General features: G+C 63.9%; 18 protein-coding genes. 10 read left to right on the top strand and 8 right to left on the bottom strand.

Annotated elements, in window-relative coordinates; genetic code table 11:
- The first annotated feature begins 113 nt into the window (after positions 1-113).
- A complete protein-coding gene (locus tag HAP47_RS26045) occupies positions 114-1697 on the top strand; it encodes a 4-hydroxyphenylacetate 3-hydroxylase N-terminal domain-containing protein (protein ID WP_173642149.1) in 1584 nt (527 codons plus the stop codon).
- A 112-nt stretch (positions 1698-1809) separates the two neighbouring features.
- The gene (catC, locus tag HAP47_RS26040) at positions 1810-2100 is read left to right on the top strand and encodes a muconolactone Delta-isomerase (RefSeq protein ID WP_173642150.1); all 291 of its coding nucleotides are present in this window, start codon (positions 1810-1812) and stop codon (positions 2098-2100) included.
- A gap of 2 nt (positions 2101-2102) precedes the next feature.
- Here catC and HAP47_RS26035 read toward each other — a convergent pair whose 3' ends face one another.
- The 3 genes from HAP47_RS26035 to HAP47_RS26025 form a co-directional block, all read right to left on the bottom strand.
- Positions 2103-2687 carry a TIGR02281 family clan AA aspartic protease gene (locus HAP47_RS26035; RefSeq protein ID WP_173642151.1) on the bottom strand — a complete coding sequence of 195 codons (585 nt, stop codon included), beginning with the start codon at positions 2685-2687 and terminating at the stop codon, positions 2103-2105.
- A gap of 25 nt (positions 2688-2712) precedes the next feature.
- Positions 2713-2916, bottom strand: coding sequence for a DUF1289 domain-containing protein (locus tag HAP47_RS26030; protein WP_092125546.1), 204 nt, complete (start codon positions 2914-2916; stop codon positions 2713-2715).
- 154 nt (positions 2917-3070) lie between these two features.
- Positions 3071-4675, bottom strand: coding sequence for a sensor histidine kinase (locus tag HAP47_RS26025; RefSeq protein ID WP_173642152.1), 1605 nt, complete (start codon positions 4673-4675; stop codon positions 3071-3073).
- A gap of 355 nt (positions 4676-5030) precedes the next feature.
- Between HAP47_RS26025 and HAP47_RS26020 the strand changes: the two genes are divergently transcribed.
- Positions 5031-5342, top strand: a complete 312-nt coding sequence (locus HAP47_RS26020; RefSeq protein ID WP_173642153.1) for a hypothetical protein — start codon at positions 5031-5033, stop codon at positions 5340-5342.
- A gap of 337 nt (positions 5343-5679) precedes the next feature.
- On the opposite strand, the gene HAP47_RS26015 is transcribed toward HAP47_RS26020, so the two are convergent.
- Positions 5680-6552 carry an NAD(P)-dependent oxidoreductase gene (locus tag HAP47_RS26015; RefSeq protein WP_173642154.1) on the bottom strand — a complete coding sequence of 291 codons (873 nt, stop codon included), beginning with the start codon at positions 6550-6552 and terminating at the stop codon, positions 5680-5682.
- Positions 6553-6753: 201 nt separating this feature from the next.
- On the opposite strand from HAP47_RS26015, the gene HAP47_RS26010 reads away from it, so the two are divergent.
- The 6 genes from HAP47_RS26010 to HAP47_RS25985 all read left to right on the top strand — a co-directional run bounded on the left by HAP47_RS26010 (position 6754) and on the right by HAP47_RS25985 (position 11977).
- The gene (locus tag HAP47_RS26010; RefSeq protein ID WP_173642155.1) at positions 6754-7191 is read left to right on the top strand and encodes a VOC family protein; all 438 of its coding nucleotides are present in this window, start codon (positions 6754-6756) and stop codon (positions 7189-7191) included.
- Positions 7192-7247: 56 nt separating this feature from the next.
- Positions 7248-8378 (top strand): Mrp/NBP35 family ATP-binding protein, encoded by a 1131-nt coding sequence (locus HAP47_RS26005; protein ID WP_173642156.1) that lies wholly within the window; start codon positions 7248-7250, stop codon positions 8376-8378.
- Between the two features lie 210 nt (positions 8379-8588).
- Positions 8589-8825, top strand: a complete 237-nt coding sequence (locus tag HAP47_RS26000) for a hypothetical protein (RefSeq protein WP_173642157.1) — start codon at positions 8589-8591, stop codon at positions 8823-8825.
- 309 nt (positions 8826-9134) lie between these two features.
- Entirely contained in the window at positions 9135-10223 is a 1089-nt protein-coding gene (locus HAP47_RS25995; protein WP_173642158.1) for a TRAP transporter substrate-binding protein, read from the top strand.
- Between the two features lie 252 nt (positions 10224-10475).
- A complete protein-coding gene (locus HAP47_RS25990; RefSeq protein ID WP_173642159.1) occupies positions 10476-11564 on the top strand; it encodes a TRAP transporter substrate-binding protein in 1089 nt (362 codons plus the stop codon).
- A gap of 140 nt (positions 11565-11704) precedes the next feature.
- Entirely contained in the window at positions 11705-11977 is a 273-nt protein-coding gene (locus tag HAP47_RS25985; RefSeq protein WP_173642160.1) for a hypothetical protein, read from the top strand.
- A 50-nt stretch (positions 11978-12027) separates the two neighbouring features.
- Here the strand turns inward: HAP47_RS25985 and HAP47_RS25980 are convergent, their stop codons facing one another.
- The 4 genes from HAP47_RS25980 to HAP47_RS25965 all read right to left on the bottom strand — a co-directional run bounded on the left by HAP47_RS25980 (position 12028) and on the right by HAP47_RS25965 (position 18750).
- Complete coding sequence (locus tag HAP47_RS25980; protein WP_173642161.1) at positions 12028-12348, bottom strand: hypothetical protein; 321 nt, start codon at positions 12346-12348, stop codon at positions 12028-12030.
- Positions 12349-12651: 303 nt separating this feature from the next.
- Positions 12652-14247 carry an efflux transporter outer membrane subunit gene (locus HAP47_RS25975; RefSeq protein ID WP_173642162.1) on the bottom strand — a complete coding sequence of 532 codons (1596 nt, stop codon included), beginning with the start codon at positions 14245-14247 and terminating at the stop codon, positions 12652-12654.
- On the bottom strand, positions 14247-17504 hold the full coding sequence (locus tag HAP47_RS25970; protein ID WP_173642163.1) for an efflux RND transporter permease subunit: 3258 nt from the start codon (positions 17502-17504) through the stop codon (positions 14247-14249). The genes HAP47_RS25975 and HAP47_RS25970 overlap by 1 nt, the downstream gene beginning before the upstream one ends.
- A gap of 46 nt (positions 17505-17550) precedes the next feature.
- The gene (locus tag HAP47_RS25965; RefSeq protein ID WP_231168374.1) at positions 17551-18750 is read right to left on the bottom strand and encodes an efflux RND transporter periplasmic adaptor subunit; all 1200 of its coding nucleotides are present in this window, start codon (positions 18748-18750) and stop codon (positions 17551-17553) included.
- A gap of 391 nt (positions 18751-19141) precedes the next feature.
- Between HAP47_RS25965 and HAP47_RS25960 the strand changes: the two genes are divergently transcribed.
- Positions 19142-19816, top strand: coding sequence for a response regulator transcription factor (locus tag HAP47_RS25960; RefSeq protein ID WP_173642164.1), 675 nt, complete (start codon positions 19142-19144; stop codon positions 19814-19816).
- Position 19817: the final 1 nt, after the last annotated feature.

Below are 19817 nucleotides of genomic sequence, written 5' to 3'. Positions count from 1 at the left end.
GGGTGAGCGCGTAGCTTTTCCGCCGATGTCACGCCGATCAAGAGCGTGACGGCATGGTCCGGGCCGGTGTGGCAAGGCCCGCCGGTCCGACGACACAAGCGGAGGAGAAACCCATGACTACAGCAGCTGCCCTGCGGGCCGACGCGCCTGCGTCAACCACCAGCGTCTATACCGGCGCGGAATTCCTGGACAGCATCCAGGATGGCCGGGAAATCTACATCTACATCTACGGCGAGCGCGTCAAGAACGTCACCCAACATCCCGCCTTCCGCAACTCGGCGCGGATGGTGGCACGCTGGTACGACCGCTTTCACGAGAAGAAGGATCAGATCGGTGTCCTGACCGACACCGGCTCGGGACAGCTGACCCACCCGTTCTTCCTCGGCTCGAAAACGGCCGACGACCTGATCAGGGGCCGCGACGCGATTGCCGAATTGCAGAAGGTTGCGTACGGCTGGATGGGCCGCTCGCCGGACTACAAGGCGGCGTTCCTCGGGACCTTGGGCGCGAATTCGGGCTTCTATGGCGAATACGCCGGCAACGCGAAGAAGTGGTATGCCCGGACCCAGGAACGGCTCGACTTCTGGAATCACGCCATCGTCAATCCGCCGATCGATCGCGATCGCGCCATCGAGGACGTGCGCGACGTCTTCATGCATGTCGAGAAGGAGACCGACGCCGGCCTGATCGTCTCGGGTGCGAAGGTGGTTGCGACCGGCTCGGCGCTGACGCACTACAATTTCATCGCGCACTACGGCATCCCGATCAAGGACAAGTCGTTCGCGCTGATCTTCACGGCGCCGATGGATGCCAAGGGCGTCAAGCTGATCGCCCGCTCATCCTACGAGTTCACGGCGGCCGCGACCGGCTCGCCGTTCGACTATCCGCTGTCCAGCCGCTTCGACGAGAACGACTCGATCCTTGTGTTCGACAAGGTGCTGGTGCCCTGGGAGAACGTCTTCATCTATGGCGACGTCGACAAGATAAACCAGTTCTTCCCGGCGTCGGGCTTCATCCCGCGCTTCACACTGCATGGCGTGACGCGGCTTGCCGTCAAGCTCGACTTCATTGCCGGCCTGTTCTCGATGGCGGTGGAGGCGACCGGGTCGAAGGATTTCCGCGGCGTGCAGACGGCGGTGGGCGAGGTGATCGCCTGGCGCAACCTGTTCCACGGCATTTCGGATGCGATGGTGAAATCGCCGATCGCCTGGCAGGGGACCGAGGGCTACAATCTGCCCAACCTGAACTACGGGCTGGCCTATCGCGTCTTCGCCCCGATGGCCTATCCGCGGATCAAGGAGCTGATCGAGCGCCATGTCGCGAGTGGCCTGATCTATCTGCCGTCAAGCTCGGCCGACCTCGAGAGCGAGGCGATTAGGCCCTATCTCGATCGCTTCGTGCGCGGCTCCAACGGTTACGCCGCGATCGACCGGATCAAGCTGCTCAAGCTGCTTTGGGACGCGGTCGGCTCCGAATTCGGCGGCCGCCACGAGCTCTACGAGCGCAACTACGCGGGCAATTACGAGAACCTGCGTGTCGAGACGCTGATGGCCGCGAGCGCCACCGGCGACCTCGGCGCCATGCAGGATTTCGTGCGCAATTGCATGAGCGACTACGACGTCTCCGGGTGGACGGCGAAGGATCTCGTCAATCCCGATGACATCAACCTGGTCAGCCGCGGTCTGGTGCAGGGCTGACGGCGAAGCTGACGATCTGGTAGACAGAGCGATGGAGCCGCCGCGGTCGCGTGGCGGCTCCAGTTCCGTTTTCGCGCTACCGCCTCATCGCTTGCAGAGAGAGTTGATCATCATGTTGTTTCACGTCGAAATGGACGTGCGGATTCCGTACGATCTGGCGGCCGAGAACGTCGATGCGCTGAAGCAGGCCGAGCGTGCCCGTGCCATGGAGCTGCAGCGCACGGGAGCCTGGCGTCATCTGTGGCGGGTGGCCGGACGCTACGCCAATGTCAGCATCTTCGACGTGTCGGGCGCGCAGGAATTGCACGACATCCTGTCCAGCCTGCCGCTGTTTCCGTTCATGGATATCCGCGTCACGCCGCTATGCCGGCATCCGTCGTCGATCCACGACGACGACCGCTAGGGCTAGTCGACAACCGTGCGCGGGCGCCGGTGACGGGCCGTGGTGTTGATGCTGCCGGTGACGTCAGGATATCCGGTGAGGCTCAGCGTATCGGAACGGACACCCCAGCTTTCGAGCCGGTCGAGGAAGCTCATGCCGAGCAGGTTAGTCTTCATCTGTCCGCGTTGCACCACCAGCGCAGGCACCGATTTCTCGACCAGCTTGCCGACCGCGAGACGATCGAGCGTCAGCCGCGCCGCCTTGGTGTGACCGCCGGCGGTCTCCAGGTCGACATTGTATTCGAGCATGTCGGTCGGCAGCCCGATCGCCTTGGCGGTTTCCCAGGTCAGCACGACCGAGGTCGCGCCGGTGTCGATCACCATCGGCGCGCTGACGCCGTTGATCTTGGCGCGGAACGCGAACTCGCCGCCCTGGCTGCGCGCAATCTGCACCGCGGGGGCAGGGGCGGAGGCCGGCGCGGCGATGCTGCGGCCGAAGATCTGGGTCAGATTCTGTCTGGCGCGCGCGATCTGATCGGGATCGCCGTAGGTGACAACGGCGCCCGCGGTTGCCATCAAGAGCAGGATGACAAGGAGGATGCGGGTCACGGTACGGCTCCGGTCGCTCCGGTGGTCACGCGCGCTTCGGACGCGGCTCCATGTGCTCGAGCCCGGCCTCGGCCATCCGCGCCGGCAAATTCGCCATGACCGACAGCCGCTCCGCGCGGTCCATCTTGTGCCAGCGTGCGATCTCCGGAAGCGTGCGACCACAGCCGAAGCAGAGCTTCGTCCTGGGGTCGATCATGCAGACTGCGATACACGGCGTTTCTGAGCTCATTCTTCAACTGTTGAACCGTTTCAGCCGCCGGTGCAAGTCGGTCGAATCGGGATGCGCCATCACGCCCCGGCTTTTTGTCGCGAGCATGGTCCTGGTGCGAACGCCTTGCGTCTATGGGCAACGAAAACCGCGTCACGATCTTTCGCGACATGCTCTACAATCCGGTGCCGGCAGTCATGATCGACTTGCGGCGCAGACGTTTCCGGTCGGCGCCCATCGAGGGTTCGGCGGGCTCCGGCTGCATCGGCGGCGCCTCTTCCGTCATCGGCGCCAGCGCGCTCATCACCCGCTCCGGCGGCAAGGTCACGATCACCTCGGTGCCGATGCGCAGCTTCGATTTCAGCGTGAAGGTGCCGCCATGCATGTCGATCAGGCTCTTGGCGATCGGCAGTCCAAGGCCCGCACCTTGTTCCGCCGACTTGATCGAGTTGGAGCCCTGGCCGAACGAGGCCAGCACGACCGGGATCTCGTCCTCGGCGATGCCGCTTCCGGTGTCCTTGACGCTCAGATATTGCCCGCCCGACGCGGTCCAGCCGACCTTCAGCCAGATCTCGCCGCCCTGCGGGGTGAACTTGATCGAGTTGGAGAGCAGGTTGAGCACGACCTGGCGGATGGCGCGCTCGTCGCCCCAGATCCGGGGCATGCCATGCTCGAACACCTCGTGGATGGTGATGCCGCGGCTGGAGGCGCGCAGCTTCAGCAGATGGTGGCAGTCGGCGACGACATGCACCAGCGCCACGGCCTCTTCGTTCAGCTCGTAACGGCCGGCCTCGATGCGCGACAGATCGAGGATCTCGTTGATGAGATTGAGCAGGTGCACGCCGGAATTATGGATGTCGGCGGAATATTCCTTGTAGACCGGCACCGCATGCGCGCCAAAGATCTCGCTCTTCATCACCTCGGAGAAGCCGAGGATGGCGTTGAGCGGCGTGCGCAGCTCGTGGCTCATCTGGGCCAGGAAGCGCGACTTGGCGACGTTGGCGGATTCGGCGCGGTGCCGCGCCTCGTCGGAGATCGCCTTGGCCTGTTCCAGTTCGCCGATCAGCGCGTCCTTTTCGGCGCGGGCTTCCAGCGTCGCCAGCGTGGTCGAATGCAGCCGATGCGCCAGCAGCGCGAAATAACCTTCCGCGGCAAGCGCGAGCAGCGCCAGCACGTAATTGTCGAATGCGCCGTTGAGCACGAGGTCGAGCGCGATCCCGACCGTCACCGGAACGGTCGCCGCGAGTGCTGCGATCGGCAGGCTCGCCGCCAGCATGCTGGAGACCGCGATCACCAGCAGCATCAGGAACATCATCAGCGTGTTGGAGGAGAGATCGCGCCCGGCGGGGTGGATCAGGATCGCGGTCCAGCACAGGCCGTAGAGCAGATCGAGCAGCACGAAGCGGGTGCGCCATTTGCGGGTCACCGCGACCGAGGTCGGCTCGGCGAGGAAGCGGGCGCAACTGCGGATGATGGCGAGATGGACGCCGAGGATGCCGACCGTCCAGGCGCCGGCCACGATCGGCTTCATCCAGAGGCCAAACAGGACGCCGGTTGCCACCACGAGCAGCATCACGACGTAGGAAGCCGACATCCGGGTCTGGGCATATTGCCGGAGCAGTTCGGCGTCGAACGCCGGGCGGGTTCCACTGGTTGACGTTAACCGATCCCGCGCCTCGCGCACCCGCTGCGCTGCGACGCGCCGGCTGTTGACCGGCACCGTCACCTGGGGTCCTGCCGGAAGCTGTACAACTTCAGGCTTTTCTGCGGGATTACTCATCAACAACACAAATCCTGCGCGCGAACCGCGCGCGCCTTTTGCATTGTCTATCTGTGACGCCAATTCATTAAGCGTTGCCTTAAAGAGCTAAAGAAATGCGTTAACCGGAGGTTAAATTAACCAAGGAGAATTCGGATGGCGCTCGAGGCAGGGGGCTTCAACTAGCCGTCGGTCGAACCGAGCGCATCGGTAAGATAGGTCGAACCGGGCCGTGAGAAGCGCTCATCGATGCCCATGCCCAAGTGGTGCCGTTACGTTTCCGTCAGCGAACGCCCCAGTTGCGCGATAACGCATTGCAAAATTCGTCAGCATCGCTTGGCGTCACCACGATTCTCCGAAAGAAGCCTCGGGTACGGTGAAGGAGAACGTACGTTCCGAACGGCCGATTCACCAGGTTGAAGCCCCAGCTGAAGGCAGCCCGCCAAAAAGAAACCCTATCGAACCTTGTGATCTCGGCTATGGGGATAGCGAAAGTGACAAATCGCTTGAAAATAACGATTTCAACGGCTGCCGCTCCTACTCTCACATCGAAGAGACAATGGCAAAAGAGCTGCTGGCACCCAAATACAATCGTTGCCAGAGGGAGAAGAGCAAGAAAAAGAAGGTGCGGCGTAGACATTGGGTTATTGGCATCAAGGGGAAGGAGGAGAAGGACTTGGCCCGCTAGGAGGAGTCGGATCGTTCGTGGTTTTCGTATTGGTTTGCATCTGGGAAGCCGATACACCGGGATTACGGTGACAGTGCACTAAACCGCTAGAAGTTGAGTGCACTGTCGCCGTAATTGAGGGCGTCCACACAATTTCGGAATAATGGAAGTGTGTCCCTGATTTGCCCGACGTGTCAAGTTGCCATATCGAATGCCGGCGGCCGGCCAGCTACTTTGCATGGGGTTGTTTTCGATATTTTGGCAGCGCGACCTTCAAAGGGGAATTCTCCTTCGCGAGACGGCGCCGCATCGCAGGTGACCCGCCCGCGCGGGTCACCTGGCCGTATGCGAAGAGGCGTTAGCGCTGCAGCCGCGCCAGCAGGCTCGACGTATCCCAGCGCTTGCCGCCCATCTTCTCGACCTCGGCATAGAACTGGTCGACCAGCGCGGTCGCCGGCAGGGTGGCGCCGTTGCGGCGGGCTTCCGCCAGTGCAATCGAGAGGTCCTTGCGCATCCACTCGACCGCGAAGCCGAAATCGTACTTGCCCTCGTTCATGGTCTTGTAGCGGTTTTCCATCTGCCAGGACTGCGCCGCGCCCTTGGAGATGGTTTCGATCACGGCGGCGACGTCGAGACCACTCTTCTTGGCGAAGTGGATGCCCTCGGAGAGGCCCTGCACGAGGCCTGCGATGCAGATCTGGTTGACCATCTTGGTCAGCTGGCCGGCGCCCGCCGGTCCGAGCAACTTGCACATCCGCGCATAGGCGCCGGTGATGATCGGCTCGGCGCCAGCATAGGCGTCTTCGCTGCCGCCGCACATCACCGTCAGCACGCCGTTCTCGGCGCCGGCCTGGCCGCCGGACACCGGCGCGTCGACGAACTTGAAGCCGGCCTTGGTGGCGGCGGCATCGAGCTCGCGGGCGACCTCGGCGGAGGCGGTGGTGTGATCGACGAAGGTCGCGCCCTTCTTCATGCCGGCGAAGGCGCCGTCGGCGCCGATCGTGACCGCGCGCAGGTCGTTGTCGTTGCCGACGCAGCACATCACGAAATCCTGGCCTTCGGCGGCGGCCTTCGGGGTCGGCGCCGTCTTGCCGCCGAACTTGTCGGCCCATTCCTTCGCCTTCGCCGCGGTCCGGTTGTAAACGGTGACCTCATGGCCGCCCTTTTTCACGAGGTGTCCCGCCATCGGGAAACCCATTACGCCGAGACCGAGGAAAGCGACTTTAGCCATGTTTGTTACCTTGTGATTTGCCGTGGTGATCGCCCTCGAGACCGCCGGAAAACGTCGCGGCGGGCAGGGCATTCCGTCCATGGAAGGAGCCGCACCATACCCCCTGCGTAGCGGAGGGCAACGGCTTCGTTGGATGGCAGACCCCGGTTTTGTGCTAGGATCGGCCCACCAAAGAACCTCACAAAAAAGGGAGTGTCTCGCATGGGCATGAGCGTCGGTGTGCTCGATCATTTCAATATCCGGACCCGGAATCTCGCCGCCACGGTGCGGTTCTATGAGGACATTCTGGGCCTGGAAAAGGGGGCGCGGCCGAACTTCGCGTTCCCGGGTGCGTGGATGTACAGCGAGGGCAAGGCCGTCGTGCATCTGGTCGATATTTCCGCGACCGACGAGGCGCAAAAGCCTGACTCGGGCGTCGTCCATCACGTCGCCTTTGCCAGTCAGGGCTTTGACGGGATGCGGCAACGGCTGCAGTCCAAGGGCATGGAATTCGACTCGCGCCAGGTTCCCGGCGGCGATCTCTGGCAGATCTTCGTCAACGACCCCAACGGGGTCATGATCGAGCTAAACTACGAGGCCGCCAAGGAGGGCGGCTCCGCTGCGCCGGCCGAGCGGCGAGACGACGTCGGAGCGAGGTAGCCTTTTGCGCTGCAACGCTCTATGGGAGGTCTCTTGAACTTTCCGGGAGATGCGCGGTGAGCGTGACGCAGCAACAGGTTCTCGATTGTCTTGCCAAGGTGATGTCGCCGCGCGGCACGGCCTTGACCAACGCCAATGTGCTGTCGGCGATCACGGTCACCGACGGCAAGGTGTTCTTCTCGATCAATGTCGATGCGGCGGAAGCCCGCGCCTGGGAGAGCGTGCGTGCGCAGGCCGAGAACGCCGTGCGCGCCATTCCCGGCGTCAGCGTCGCGATGATCGCGCTGACCGCGGAGCGCAAGGCGGGTGGTGCGGCGCCTGCGCCGCGGCCGGCCGGCGGTGTCCAGCCTGCGTCCGCGCACCGTCATCCGCACCCGCCTGGTGCGCAATCGCCGATGGCGCGCCAGGCCGAGATCCCCGGCATCGCAGCCGTCATCGCGGTTGCCTCGGGCAAGGGCGGGGTCGGCAAGTCGACCACGGCGCTCAACCTTGCGCTCGGTCTGCGCGACATCGGCCTGCGCGTCGGGCTGCTCGACGCCGACATCTACGGCCCATCGGTGCCGCGGCTGACCGGCATCCGCGAGAAGCCGCAGCTCAACGACGACAAGAAGATGATCCCGCTGCAGCGCTTCGGCCTGTCGATCATGTCGATCGGCTTCCTGGTCGAAGAGGACACCGCGATGATCTGGCGCGGGCCGATGGTGATGTCGGCGATCACCCAGATGCTGCGCGACGTCGCCTGGGGCACGCTCGATGTGCTGGTCGTCGACATGCCGCCAGGCACCGGCGACGCCCAGCTCACGCTGGCGCAGAACGTCCCGCTCAAGGGCGCCGTCATTATCTCGACGCCGCAGGACCTCTCGCTGATCGACGCGCGGCGGGGACTGGCGATGTTCAAGAAGGTCAATGTGCCGGTGCTCGGCATTGTCGAGAACATGAGCTATTTCCAGTGCCCGCATTGCGGCACGCGCTCGGACATCTTTGGCCATGGCGGCGCCCGCCACGAGGCCGAGAAGCTCGGGGTGCCGTTCCTCGGCGAGATCCCGCTGCATATCGCCATCCGCGCCGCCTCCGATTCCGGCAACCCGGTGGTCGAGAGCGAACCGGACGGTCCGCACGCGGCGATCTACCGCGCGATCGGCAGCAAGGTCCGTGAGCAGCTGCAAGGCGTCATCGCCGCCGCCTGAGCCCGCGCTGCTGTCCCGGTCAGAAGGTGGGCCCCAAAGGCCGGGATCCCGGCGGCCTTTCTTCACAGGCCTGTCGCCGTTGGATGATTGCTGAATCGCGTCCGGCCTGTATGTTTGTCCGGCACTGGCCGAATCGTACCACCGTTCCGTCAATTGAAGGCGGCCACGGGCAGCCGACATACGGGGAGGGGGCGTGAGGCGACCAGCGACATGGCAGCATCACGCGAAGCAAACAAACAACGCCGTAAGCACCTGACGCGGGAGAAGCGCGAAGAGGCCTCCCGCATGGCGTTCAACCTTGCGAAGAAATCCCACTCGATCGGCGAGGCCGCCATGGCGATCGCCAAGACCTTTGGCGTCAGCAAGACGACGGCGCAAAGCTGGATCCGACGTGGGCGGCATCTGGCCGATAAAGCCAAGAAGGCGCGAGAGGCGACGCGGCGCTGATTGCCTCGGGAGCCCGGTGGCTGAGTGCCTGCCGGGCGGCCCGTACGCGGCGATTTACCGCGTGACGGCGACAAGGTCCGCGAGCCGCGGCAAGCCGTCGTCGCCGCAGCCTGAGCCCGCATTTTCCGGCAGATTTCCCGCATCATCAGACTTTCGTTTAATTGGTGCAGTCATGCCATTGTCGCGTTTCCGTGAGGCCGCCTTCCGTGGTAAAGGGCCGACCCAGAGCGCCCCGGCAGACCTTCAAGCGTCCTGCCGGAGAATTGCTTGCGGACACCGGGAAACGCCCCCTCAAGGAGAAGCCTTACGATGAAGCGTCGTGATTTTTTGAAAGTTTCTGCGGCCGGTGCTGCCGCGACGGCGGTTGCCGCGCCGGCGATTGCGCAGTCCTCGCCTGAAATCAAGTGGCGCCTGACCTCGAGCTTCCCGAAGTCGCTGGACACCATCTATGGCGGTGCCGACCAGGTGGCGAAGTACGTCGCCGAAATGACCGACAACAAGTTCCAGATCCAGGTGTTCGCGGCGGGTGAGATCGTCCCCGGCCTGCAGGCGCTGGACGCGACCTCCAACGGCACGGTCGAGATGTGCCACACCGTGTCCTACTACTATGTGGGCAAGGACCCGACCTTTGCGATCTACGCGTCGGTGCCGTTCGGCCTCAACGCCCGCATGCAGAACTCCTGGTGGTACCAGGGCGGCGGCGAGGCGCTCGGCAACGAGTTCTTCAAGAAGTTCGGCGTGATCGGCTTCCCCTGCGGCAACACCGGCACCCAGATGGGCGGCTGGTTCCGCAAGGAGATCAAGACGGTCGCCGATCTCTCGGGTCTCAAATTCCGCATCGGCGGCATCGCCGGCCAGGTGCTGCAGAAGGTCGGCGTGGTGCCGCAGCAGCTCGCCGGCGGCGACATCTATCCGGCGCTGGAAAAGGGCACCATCGACGCCGCCGAGTGGGTCGGCCCCTATGACGACGAGAAGCTCGGCTTCCAGAAGGTCGCCAAGTACTACTACTATCCGGGCTTCTGGGAAGGCGGCCCGACCGTGCACGCCTACTGCAACCTCGAAAAGTGGAATGCGCTGCCGAAGAGCTACCAGGCGATCCTGACCAACGCGACCGCCAACGCCAACACCTGGATGGCTGCGCGCTACGACATGCAGAACCCCTCGGCGCTGAAGCGGCTGGTTGCCGGCGGCACGCAGCTGCGTCCGTTCACCAACGAAGTGCTCGAGGCCTGCCTCAAGGCGACCAACGAGCTGTGGGGTGAAATCTCGGCCAAGAATGCCGACTTCAAGAAGTCGATCGACGCCATGCAGGCGTACCGTTCCGACCAGTATCTGTGGTGGCAGGTCGCCGAATACACCTTCGACAGCTTCATGATCCGCTCGCGCACCCGCGGCTGATCAAGATAGCGCTTCGAGCGTACGCGAGAAGAGAACGCACCCAAAGCTTCGACTTAAGTAGCCCGGCCCCCGCAAGGAGGCCGGGTTTTTTGCGTCTGGCATTCGCCGAGGGGATGTTCCATGCTCGCGCCCGAAGCCTCGGCACGAAGGCGGGCGCATGTCCGGTCACCGGTCATGACGGCAAAGAAACGCAGCGCGACGATCGCAAGCAGTCGACGCTCGGACAACACAATCATACAGGGCAGGATTCAAATGAAGCGCAGAGATTTCATCAAGGTTACGGGTTTGGGCGTCGCAGGCGCGGCAACGGTCGCAGCTCCCGCGATCGCGCAGTCGATGCCGGAGCTCAAATGGCGCCTGACGACGAGCTGGCCGAAGTCGCTCGACACGCTGCACGGCGGCGCCGAGCTGATGGCCAAGGCGGTGGGTGAGGCCACCGACAACAAGTTCCAGATCCAGACCTTTGCCGCCGGCGAGATCGTGCCGGGCCTGCAGGTGCTCGACGCCGTGCAGAACGGCACGGTCGAGATGGGACACACCGCGTCGTATTACTATTTCGGCAAGGACCCGACCTTCACCTTCGGCTCCTCGGTGCCGTTCGGGCCCAACATGCGGCTCAACCAGGCCTGGTTCATGCTGGGCGGCGGCAAGGAGCTGCTCAACGAGTTCTACAAGAGCTACAATGTCACCTCGCTGCTCGCCGGCAACACCGGCTGCCAGATGGGTGGTTGGTTCCGCAGGGAGATCAACAGCGTCGACGATCTCAAGGGCCTCAAATTCCGCATCGGCGGCTTTGCCGGAAGGGTGATGCAAAAGCTCGGCGCGGTGCCGCAGCAGCTCGCCGGGGGCGACATTTATCCGGCGCTGGAGAAAGGCACCATCGATGCGGCCGAGTGGGTCGGTCCCTACGACGACGAGAAGCTCGGCTTCTACAAGGTCGCGCCGAACTATTACTTCCCCGGCTGGTGGGAAGGCGGCCCGATGCTGGTGGCGATAATCAACCTCGACAAGTGGAACGCGCTGCCGAAGCACTATCAGTTCGTGCTCGAGCAGGCCGGCCATCTCGCCAACAACTGGATGATGGCGCGCTACGACCAGGCCAACCCGCTCGCACTGAAGAAGCTGCTCGCGGCCGGCACCAAGCTGCGCCCGTTCCCGTCTGCGGTGATGGAAGCGTCCTTCAAGGCCGCCAAGGAGCTGCATGCCGAGGTTTCGGCGACCAACGCCAACTTCAAGAAGGTCTATGACTCGCTGACATCGTTCTCCAACAACGGCTATCAGTGGTTCCAGGTCGCCGAAGTCGGCTACGACAATTTCATGGCACGCCACTCTCAGGCCTGACGCCACTGACCTTCACCGCAAGCAGAACCCCGGGCAAAACTCCGGGGTTTTTTGCCTGGAGCCGGCGGGGGCCAGCCAAATGCATGCTTTTGGGCGAGACTCGTGCTAACATTACTCAGGAGCGTGAATCAGGGCGCCATATGCGTTTCCTCGGTCTTATCCTGCGGACGCTGTTTCTGACCCTTGTGGTGGTCATCACTGCTCGCGTCGCAACTCCGCAAAACGAAACCATCTGGTCGGCCTACGACACGCCATCGGATTTGTTTCGCATCATCCTCGGCGCCGCGGTCTGCCTCTTCGTCGCCGCCCAGATCTTCAGGTATTCCAGGGATCCCGCTGATATGCGCAGGTGGGTCGTCATCGGCGGCGCCGCGGTGCCGTTGGCGCTGATATGCGCGGCCATCATCTGGTAGGCGCGGTCGCTGATCGCGTCGGCCCGGCAATCATCGTGCAAGCCCGTCGATCAAAATGGAAACGGCAATGACCGCACCGGAACACGGCTTTCGAAGCCCAGCCCGGTGCGGTAATGGCCGTTATAATGGCCCCCGCCTGGGCAGTAATTCGGATCCCGTCGCTCCTGATCGTCGATCTTCCGGCGATAGCTTCGCTGCTGATAGCGCGTCTGCCAGCAATGGCAGTTCTGGTCACAAGCGAGGCGCACCCGAACGATGCTTGCGGGATGTTGCGGCGACAGCCGCGTGACCTGAACAGGCGCAGCGCAGGCTTCCGATACAACGATGGCACCGGCCGCAGCGATGAGAAGCAGACGCATTGTATTTTTCATATGGGTCTCATCGAGCCGATCAGCGTGAATCCCGGAAGCCAACTCAGTTGCGGGAGCGTGCCGCTATTTCCTTGGCGATCGCTTTGGCGGCGACGCAGGAGGCGTTGATACGGCACCTTGCGTCGTGCGAACCACCGGGTTCTTCTGCTCGGTGGGACCGCCGAGATTGCTTGGCTTTTTGGGACCGCCGACCGCGCTTTGTGCGGCCGCGGATCCCGTAGAGACCGCCAGGAGAATTGCCGCCAAGGTGAGCATGTTCTTCATTCGTCGGTTCCTCCAGTCAGTGGTCTCGTACGGCGCTTGTCAGCGGGCAGGCGGCCGGTTTTCGCTGACCTGCTGCGGGGCGGTGGCGGGCAGATCGTCCAGGGCACATTTGCGCCAGTCGTCGGATGCGCAGTTTGTCGGCCAGCCGCCACCAAGCGCCATGAAGAGAGCGGCGCTGTCCGAGAGGCGCGTCGCCTGCGCCTGCACGCGGACCACTGCCGCCGTCAGGTAGACCTGCTGGGCATTGAGCACGACCACCTGATTGACCTGCCCGAGAGCAAGCTGCTTCTGAATGATGTCGAGGCTGGCCTTGGCGGCGAGCTCGGCCTTGACCGCAGCCTGCAGGGCGCGCGCGTCGGCCTGCAGGCTGCGCAAGGCGTCGGCGACGTTCTGCATCGCCGTGACGACGGCCTGGCGATAGAGCGCATCCGCCTGGTCCACCGCGGCCTCCGCGGCCTTCTGCTTGTGGTAGAGCGTCAGGCCGTCGAACAGCGGCTGGGTCGCACTCGCCGCGATGACGTAGAAGCTGGTTCCCGGCGTAAACAATTCGGCCAGACTGAAGCCGGCGGCGCCGGCATTGCCTGATATCGTGATGTTGGGCAGCCGCGCCGCGATCGACACGCCGACCTGGGCGTTCGCCGAGTGCAGCAGCGCTTCCGCGGCCCTGACATCCGGACGCTGGGCGATCATCTTGCTCGGCAGGCTCACCGGCAGGTGTGCGGGAAGCGCCAGGCGGTCGAGCGTGAACTTCTGCAGGATTTCGTCAGCCGAGAATTGCCCGGCCAGCGAGGTCAGCAGGTCGCGCTGAACGGCGAGCTGCTTTTCGAGCGGCGGCAGCAGTTGCTCGGACTGGGCCAGCGCGGCCTCCTGCGCCAGCACGTCGACCTGGGCGGCGCCGCCGGCGTTGAACTGGTTCTTCACGATCTCCAGAATGCCGCGTTCGATCTTCACGACGCGCTGGATCGCGGCAATCTGGCCGCGAAGCGATGCTTCCTGGATCGCCGCGGTGACGACGTTGGCCGTCAGCGTGAGGTAGGCTGCTTCCAGCTGGAACAGTTGCTGCTCGGAGATCGCGTCGAGACTCTCGACGGCGCGAACATTCTGGCCCCAGATGTCCGGCACGAAGCTGACGTTCAATTGCGCGGTATGAAGCGAAAATACCGAAGGCGACTGGCCGCCCGGGCCCGAACCCGATGCGCCGGAAATCTGCTGCTGGGAAGGTGTGTAGTTTGCGCCGAGCTGCGGGAAGAACAGCCCGCGCTGCGCCAGCGCGTTGTATTGCGCAATCCTGATCGATGCTTCGGCCGCCTGCAGGGACGGGTTGTGCTCGACCGACATCTTGATCAAATCGTCGAGCGGCTTCGAGCGAAATGCCGTCCACCACCGCAGCGACACGTCCTCTCCGCTGACGAAGTGCTGCTTGGGCACGCTGGGGCCCCCGGCACTCGAGCTCGGAGAGGCCAGCTTCTCCGGTGTATAGCGATCGACATCCGGAGCGGCCGGCGGAACGAAATTCGGGCCGACGGCGCAGCTTGCCAGCAACAGCGCGGCGGCGCCAACGCCAAGCGTCGGACGCAGCGCGCGCCTTCCGCACCGCGCGGGCGCGGCAACAATCCTTGCAACGGTTGTGGACATCAGGCGCCCCCTTCATGCGCCGCTTCGGGCGGTGCCGTGGCCGCCGCCTGGTCGGGCGAGGCGACAGGCTCGCGCGACAGGAAGATCTTGCGCAGCGCAGGCGCCACGATCAGCAGCAGCAGGGGGCCGATGAACATGCCGCCGACCACCACGGTCGCGAGCGGCCGCTGCACCTGGCTGCCGATGCCGTGCGACAGCGCGGCGGGGAACAGGCCGACGCCCGCGGACAGCGCGGTCATCAGCATCGGCCGCATGCGCTGCTCGGCGCCGTTGAACACCGCCTCCGCAATGCTCATGCCCGAGACCCGCAATTCGCGGAAATAGGTGATGTTGAGGATGCCGTCCATGACGGCGACGCCGAACAGCGAGATGAAGCCGATCGCGGCCGAGATCGAGAAATCGAGGCCGGCGAGGTACAGCGCGATCAGGCCGCCGCCGACCGCGAAGGGTATGCCGGCGAGCGCCAGCAGGCTGTCGCGCAGCGAATTGAACAGGCTGTAGAGCAGCACGAAGATCAGCAGCAGCGTCACCGGCACCACGATCATCAGGCGCGCCTTGGCGGCTTCGAGATTGTCGAATTCGCCGGACCAGATCATCCGGTAACCGGTCGGAAGCTGCACCGCCTCGGCGACGCGCGTCTGTGCCTCGGCCACCGTGCTGCCGAGATCGCGGCCGCGCACGCTGAACTTGATCGGGATGTAGCGCTGGCTGCGCTCGCGATAGATGAACGACGCGCCGGTATCGAGCGAGATGTCGGCGAGCTCGCTCAGCGGAATATAGGCGTTGGTGCCGGACGGCGTCTGGTAGGCCACCTTGATCTCGCGCACCTCGTCGATGCTCTGGCGGAACTTCGGATCGAGCCGCACCACCACGCCGAACTGCCGATCGCCCTCCAGCACCGTCGTCGCGCTGGTGCCGCCGAGCGCGGCCTGGACGACGGTCGTCACGTCGCCGGTATTGAGACCGTAGCGCGCGGCCTTCTCGCGGTTCACCTTGATATTGAGGTTGGGCTGTCCGACCAGATGGAAGATGCCGAGATCGGCGACGCCGCGGATCTTGGCCATCTCCTGCGAAACCTTGGTCGCGAGCTGTTCGAGCACGGCGAGGTTGGGACCGATGATCTTGACCGAGTTCGCGCCCTTGACGCCCGACAGCGCCTCCTCGACGTTGTCCTGGATGTATTGCGAGAAATTGAAGGTGACGCCGGGCAGTTCCTCGTCGAGCTCCCTTTGCAGTTCCTCAGTCAGCTTCTCCTTGGTCAGGCCGGGTGGCCACTGGTCGAACGGCTTGATCGGCGCGAACAGCTCGACATTGGAGAATGGGGAGGCGTCGCTGCCATTGTCGGGACGCCCGTGCTGTGACACCACCGTGACGATTTCAGGGTGGCGCAACAGGATCTCGCGCATCTTGCGGGTCGGTTCGGTGCCTGCGTCGAGCGACATGGTCGGCGGCATCGAGGCGCGGATCCAGAAATTGCCTTCCTCGAGCGCGGGCAGGAATTCGCTGCCGAGCTGGCTCGCGGCTAGGCCGCTCAGTCCGAGGAAGATGATGCCGGCTGCGACCGCGACCCTCAGATGCGTCAGCGACCAGCGCAGCACCGGCGTGTAGGCCTTGCGCAGCGAGCGCACGATGATGGTTTCGGTTTCCTCGATATGCCGCGGCAGCAGCAGCGATGCCAGCACCGGCGTCACGGTGAATGTCGCGAGTAGCGCGCCGGCGAGCGCGTAGCCGTAGGTTCGCGCCATCGGTCCGAAGATCTGGCCTTCGACGCCCTGCATGGTGAACAGCGGCACAAACGCGGTCACCGTGATGGCCGCGGTGAAGAACACCGCCTTGTCGACCTGCAACGCGCTGACGAAGATCATGCGCAGCCGCTCGGTCCAGCCCGGCGCGGGCTGGCCGTTTCTCGTCGTGGGATCGCCACCCCAGTATCCCTCGGCGAGGTTTTGCAGCACCCTGAGCCGGTTCTCCGGACTGGACTGGAAGTTGCGGAAGATGTTCTCCATCATGATGACGGCGGAATCGACGATGATCCCGAAGTCGACGGCGCCGAGCGACAGCAGATTGGCGTCCTCGCCCTGCAGCACCAGGATGATGATCGCGAAGAACAGCGCGAAAGGGATGTTGGCGCTGACGATCAGCGCGCTGCGCAGGTCGCCGAGGAAGACCCACTGGATCACGAACACCAGCAGGCAGCCGAACATCAGATTGTGCAGTACGGTGTGGGTCGTGACGCTGACCAGCGAGGTGCGATCGTAATAGGGGACCACCTTGACGCCGGCCGGCAGGGTTCCGTCGCTGTTGATCTTGGCGACCTCCTCCTCGACCTTCGGCACGATGTCGTTGGTGTGCTGGGTGCGTCCCATCACGACGATGGCCGCGGCGACGTCGTCGTTCCTGTCCTTTCCGGCGATGCCGAGCCGCGGCACATAGCCGACCGAGACCTTGGCGACGTCCTTGATCTGGATCGGCAGCCCGTTGGATTGGGTCAGGACGACGTTCTCGATGTCCCGGACCCGGTAGCCCTTGGTGATATCGTCATCGCCGCCTGAATTGATCAGGCCGATGCCGCGGATGTTGACGGATTGCTGGCCGATCGCGATTTCGCGGCCACCGACATTGATGTTCGCGTTGCCGAGCGCGCTGATCAGCTGTGGCACGGTGATGTTGTAGGCTTCGAGCTTGGCGAGATCGGCGTCGACGTTGAACTGCTTGGTGGTGCCGCCCCAGGCATTGATCTGCACCACGCCTGGAAGCGTCATCAGCCGGCGGGCGACGACGTAATCCTGCAACGTCCTGAGGTTGGTCAGGCCGAAATTCGGCGGACCGACGAGCTGGTAGCGGTAGATCTCGCCAACCAGGCTGGACTGCTGGATCTGCGGGATCTGGTTGCCGGGAAGCTGAACGTTCTGCGTGAGGTTGTTGGTGGCCTGCGACAGCGCGAAGTAATAGTCGACGCCGTATTTGAAGGTGACCCGCACGAACGACAGGCCGTAGAACGAGGTCGAGCGGATGTTGACCACGCCCGGCGTCGAGTACAGCCCGACCTCCATCGGGATCGTGTAGTACTTCTCCATCTCCTCGGCGGAGAGGCCGGCGGCCTGGGCCGTGATCTCGAGGATGACGGGCGCCGGGTTCGGATAGGCCTCGATGTTCAGCTTGGTGAACGCGGCGAATCCGGCGGCGCAGAACACGGCGAGGCCGAGCACGATGACGGCGCTTCGGGTCAGACCGAATTGAAGGAGGCTCTTGATCAAGGTGCTGCACTTACTCTTGAGCGGACGAAGGCGCGGTTAGCACGGGCTAGCCGGTGGCCGCGTTGGCGAACTTGTTGCTGAGGAAGATCGCGCCGGTGGAGGCGACCTTCTCGCCGGCTGCGAGGCCGTTCAGGATCTGCCGCCAGCCGTCCTGCTCCATTCCGATTGTCACCGTGCGGCGGTCGAACTTGCGGCCGTCGCTCGTGACCCACACCGTCATCGTTCCGTCGCCCTCGCGCACGATGGCGTCCAGCGGAACGCTCACCGACAGCTTTGGCGGTTCGGTTTCGATGGTGAAGCTCGCCAGCATGCCGGCGCGCAGCTTGTGCTGGGGATCGTCGATCACCGAACGCACCAGCTGGCGGTGCGAGTTCGGATCGATGTTGAGGCCGAGCGTCGTCACGCGGCCGCGAAACGCCTCATTCGGATAGGCCGGCACCCGTACCTCGACCGGTTGGCCGATCCGGTAGGCGGGGGCATCGGTCTCGATCACATTGGCGACCATCCACATCGTCGAGATGTCGGCCAGCGAATAGGGCGCCGGTGCATTGCCGGGCTGCACAAAGAGTCCCGGCGCGGCATTGCGCGCAATGATCCGGCCGGAGATCGGGCTCGGCACCACCAGAATGGAATCGACCTTGCGGTCGGCGACGATGCGGTCGATTTCGGCCTCGGTCTTGCCGAAGATGCGCACCGCGTCGCGCCCGGCCTTGTAGTTGCCCTCGGCGGTCTGCTGATCCGACGTCGCCTGGTCGACGTCCTTTTGCGAGCCGCCGCCGGTCTTCAGCAACTGCCTGACCCGGGCCAGCGTCCTGGTCTGCAGTTCGAGCACGCCGGCCGCGGCGAGCAGCGACGACTCGGCCTGCAGCAGATCGGGGCTGTCGATCGTGAACAGCCTGTCGCCCTTCGCAACCTCGTCACCGACATTGAGCGGCGTGTCGACGATCCTGCCGGGATGTGAGGTAAACGCCTGCACCAGCATGTTCTGATTGAAGTCGATCGAGCCGACTGCGTTCTTCAGGGTCCGGAACGAACGCTGCTCCGCGGCCATCACCTTCAGGGAGGCCGTCTGCTTGTCGCTCAGCGCGACGTATTGCTGCTCGACGTTGACGTCCTGCGGCGCGGTCTCCTGCGCGGCCTTGGCATTCACGACACCATCGGCGCGCGTCGTGAGCCATGCGCCGGCGAGAAGCGCAGCCAGCACCGGCATCGCCGCAAAGCCCATATACTTCATTCGAAATGACATCGCCCGCCGCCAATACTGCATGAAATTCTCGCGCGAGAGACGAGGTCTTGCCGTATAGCGGGCCGTCGTCGATCTCCCGGTGAGAGCAGATGAACGATTATCAGGGCTAGCTGACGCCAGCCTTACATTTGCCCTTCTCAAGAGCGCGCCCGGCGCGCGAATTTGATTGCGACGGAGGCCTGTTTATCTATTTTGCGTGGGGAAAGGAGCGGTCGCGCATAGCCAAAATATAGCGCGGTTAGCGGCAATCCGGGCGTCGTGCTCAAATGCGTATCGTTTGCACATCGGGATTGCTCAACGCGCGAGCTGTTGCGGAATTGTCGCTTGGCTGGCGCATCGCAACAAGGTGTGCAATCGGAAGACTGATCGAAATGAAAACAGGACTGCTGCGATGCGCCTTCTGATCGTCGAGGACAATCTCGAGCTCTCGCGGCTGCTCGCGAGCGGGCTGCTGGCGGCGGGATATGAGTCCGATATCGTCCACAGCGTTGCCGAGGCGCGTGATGCGCTGCGCAGCGTCACCTATGCTGCCATGATCCTCGATCTCGGTCTGCCCGACGGTGATGGCCTGTCGGTGCTGTCGGAGCTGCGCCGCAAGACCGACCCGTTGCCGGTCCTGGTGTTGACCGCGCGCAACGGCCTGCAGGATCGGGTCAACGGCCTGCGCAGCGGCGCGGACGATTATCTGGCGAAGCCGTTCGCGCTGGAAGAGCTGGTGGCGCGGCTCGAAGCCATCCTGCGCCGGCCCGGCCAGCTGCTCGGCTCGTCGCTGAAGCTCGCCAATCTGGTCTATGACACCGAGAGCAAGCAGGTGTTCGTCGACGGTGCTCCGCACGTCTTCTCCGCGCGTGAAACGTCGGTGCTCGAGATCCTGCTGCGGCGACAGGGGCGGGTGGTGCCGAAGAAGAATGTCGAGGACCACATCTTCGGTCTGTCGGGCGAGGTCGCCTCGAATGCGGTCGAGGTCTACGTGTCGCGGCTGCGCAAGCTGCTCGCCGAGCACCACGCCAAGATCATCATCCACACCATTCGCGGCGTCGGCTATCTGCTGGCGGAGGAGAAATAGG

It is taken from the genome of Bradyrhizobium sp. 41S5, from assembly GCF_011516665.3.
Taxonomy (GTDB): Bacteria; Pseudomonadota; Alphaproteobacteria; order Rhizobiales; family Xanthobacteraceae; genus Bradyrhizobium; species Bradyrhizobium quebecense.
This window is presented reverse-complemented; position numbering and strand designations above follow the sequence as displayed.

Coding starts and splice junctions, on each gene's coding strand:
- HAP47_RS26045 (WP_173642149.1), top strand. CDS start 114: ATGACTACAGCAGCTGCCCTGCGGGCCGACGCGCCTGCGTCAACCACC.
- catC (WP_173642150.1), top strand. CDS start 1,810: ATGTTGTTTCACGTCGAAATGGACGTGCGGATTCCGTACGATCTGGCG.
- HAP47_RS26030 (WP_092125546.1), bottom strand. CDS start 2,916: ATGAGCTCAGAAACGCCGTGTATCGCAGTCTGCATGATCGACCCCAGG.
- HAP47_RS26025 (WP_173642152.1), bottom strand. CDS start 4,675: ATGAGTAATCCCGCAGAAAAGCCTGAAGTTGTACAGCTTCCGGCAGGA.
- HAP47_RS26015 (WP_173642154.1), bottom strand. CDS start 6,552: ATGGCTAAAGTCGCTTTCCTCGGTCTCGGCGTAATGGGTTTCCCGATG.
- HAP47_RS26010 (WP_173642155.1), top strand. CDS start 6,754: ATGGGCATGAGCGTCGGTGTGCTCGATCATTTCAATATCCGGACCCGG.
- HAP47_RS26000 (WP_173642157.1), top strand. CDS start 8,589: ATGGCAGCATCACGCGAAGCAAACAAACAACGCCGTAAGCACCTGACG.
- HAP47_RS25995 (WP_173642158.1), top strand. CDS start 9,135: ATGAAGCGTCGTGATTTTTTGAAAGTTTCTGCGGCCGGTGCTGCCGCG.
- HAP47_RS25990 (WP_173642159.1), top strand. CDS start 10,476: ATGAAGCGCAGAGATTTCATCAAGGTTACGGGTTTGGGCGTCGCAGGC.
- HAP47_RS25985 (WP_173642160.1), top strand. CDS start 11,705: ATGCGTTTCCTCGGTCTTATCCTGCGGACGCTGTTTCTGACCCTTGTG.
- HAP47_RS25980 (WP_173642161.1), bottom strand. CDS start 12,348: ATGAAAAATACAATGCGTCTGCTTCTCATCGCTGCGGCCGGTGCCATC.
- HAP47_RS25975 (WP_173642162.1), bottom strand. CDS start 14,247: ATGTCCACAACCGTTGCAAGGATTGTTGCCGCGCCCGCGCGGTGCGGA.
- HAP47_RS25965 (WP_231168374.1), bottom strand. CDS start 18,750: ATGTCATTTCGAATGAAGTATATGGGCTTTGCGGCGATGCCGGTGCTG.
- HAP47_RS25960 (WP_173642164.1), top strand. CDS start 19,142: ATGCGCCTTCTGATCGTCGAGGACAATCTCGAGCTCTCGCGGCTGCTC.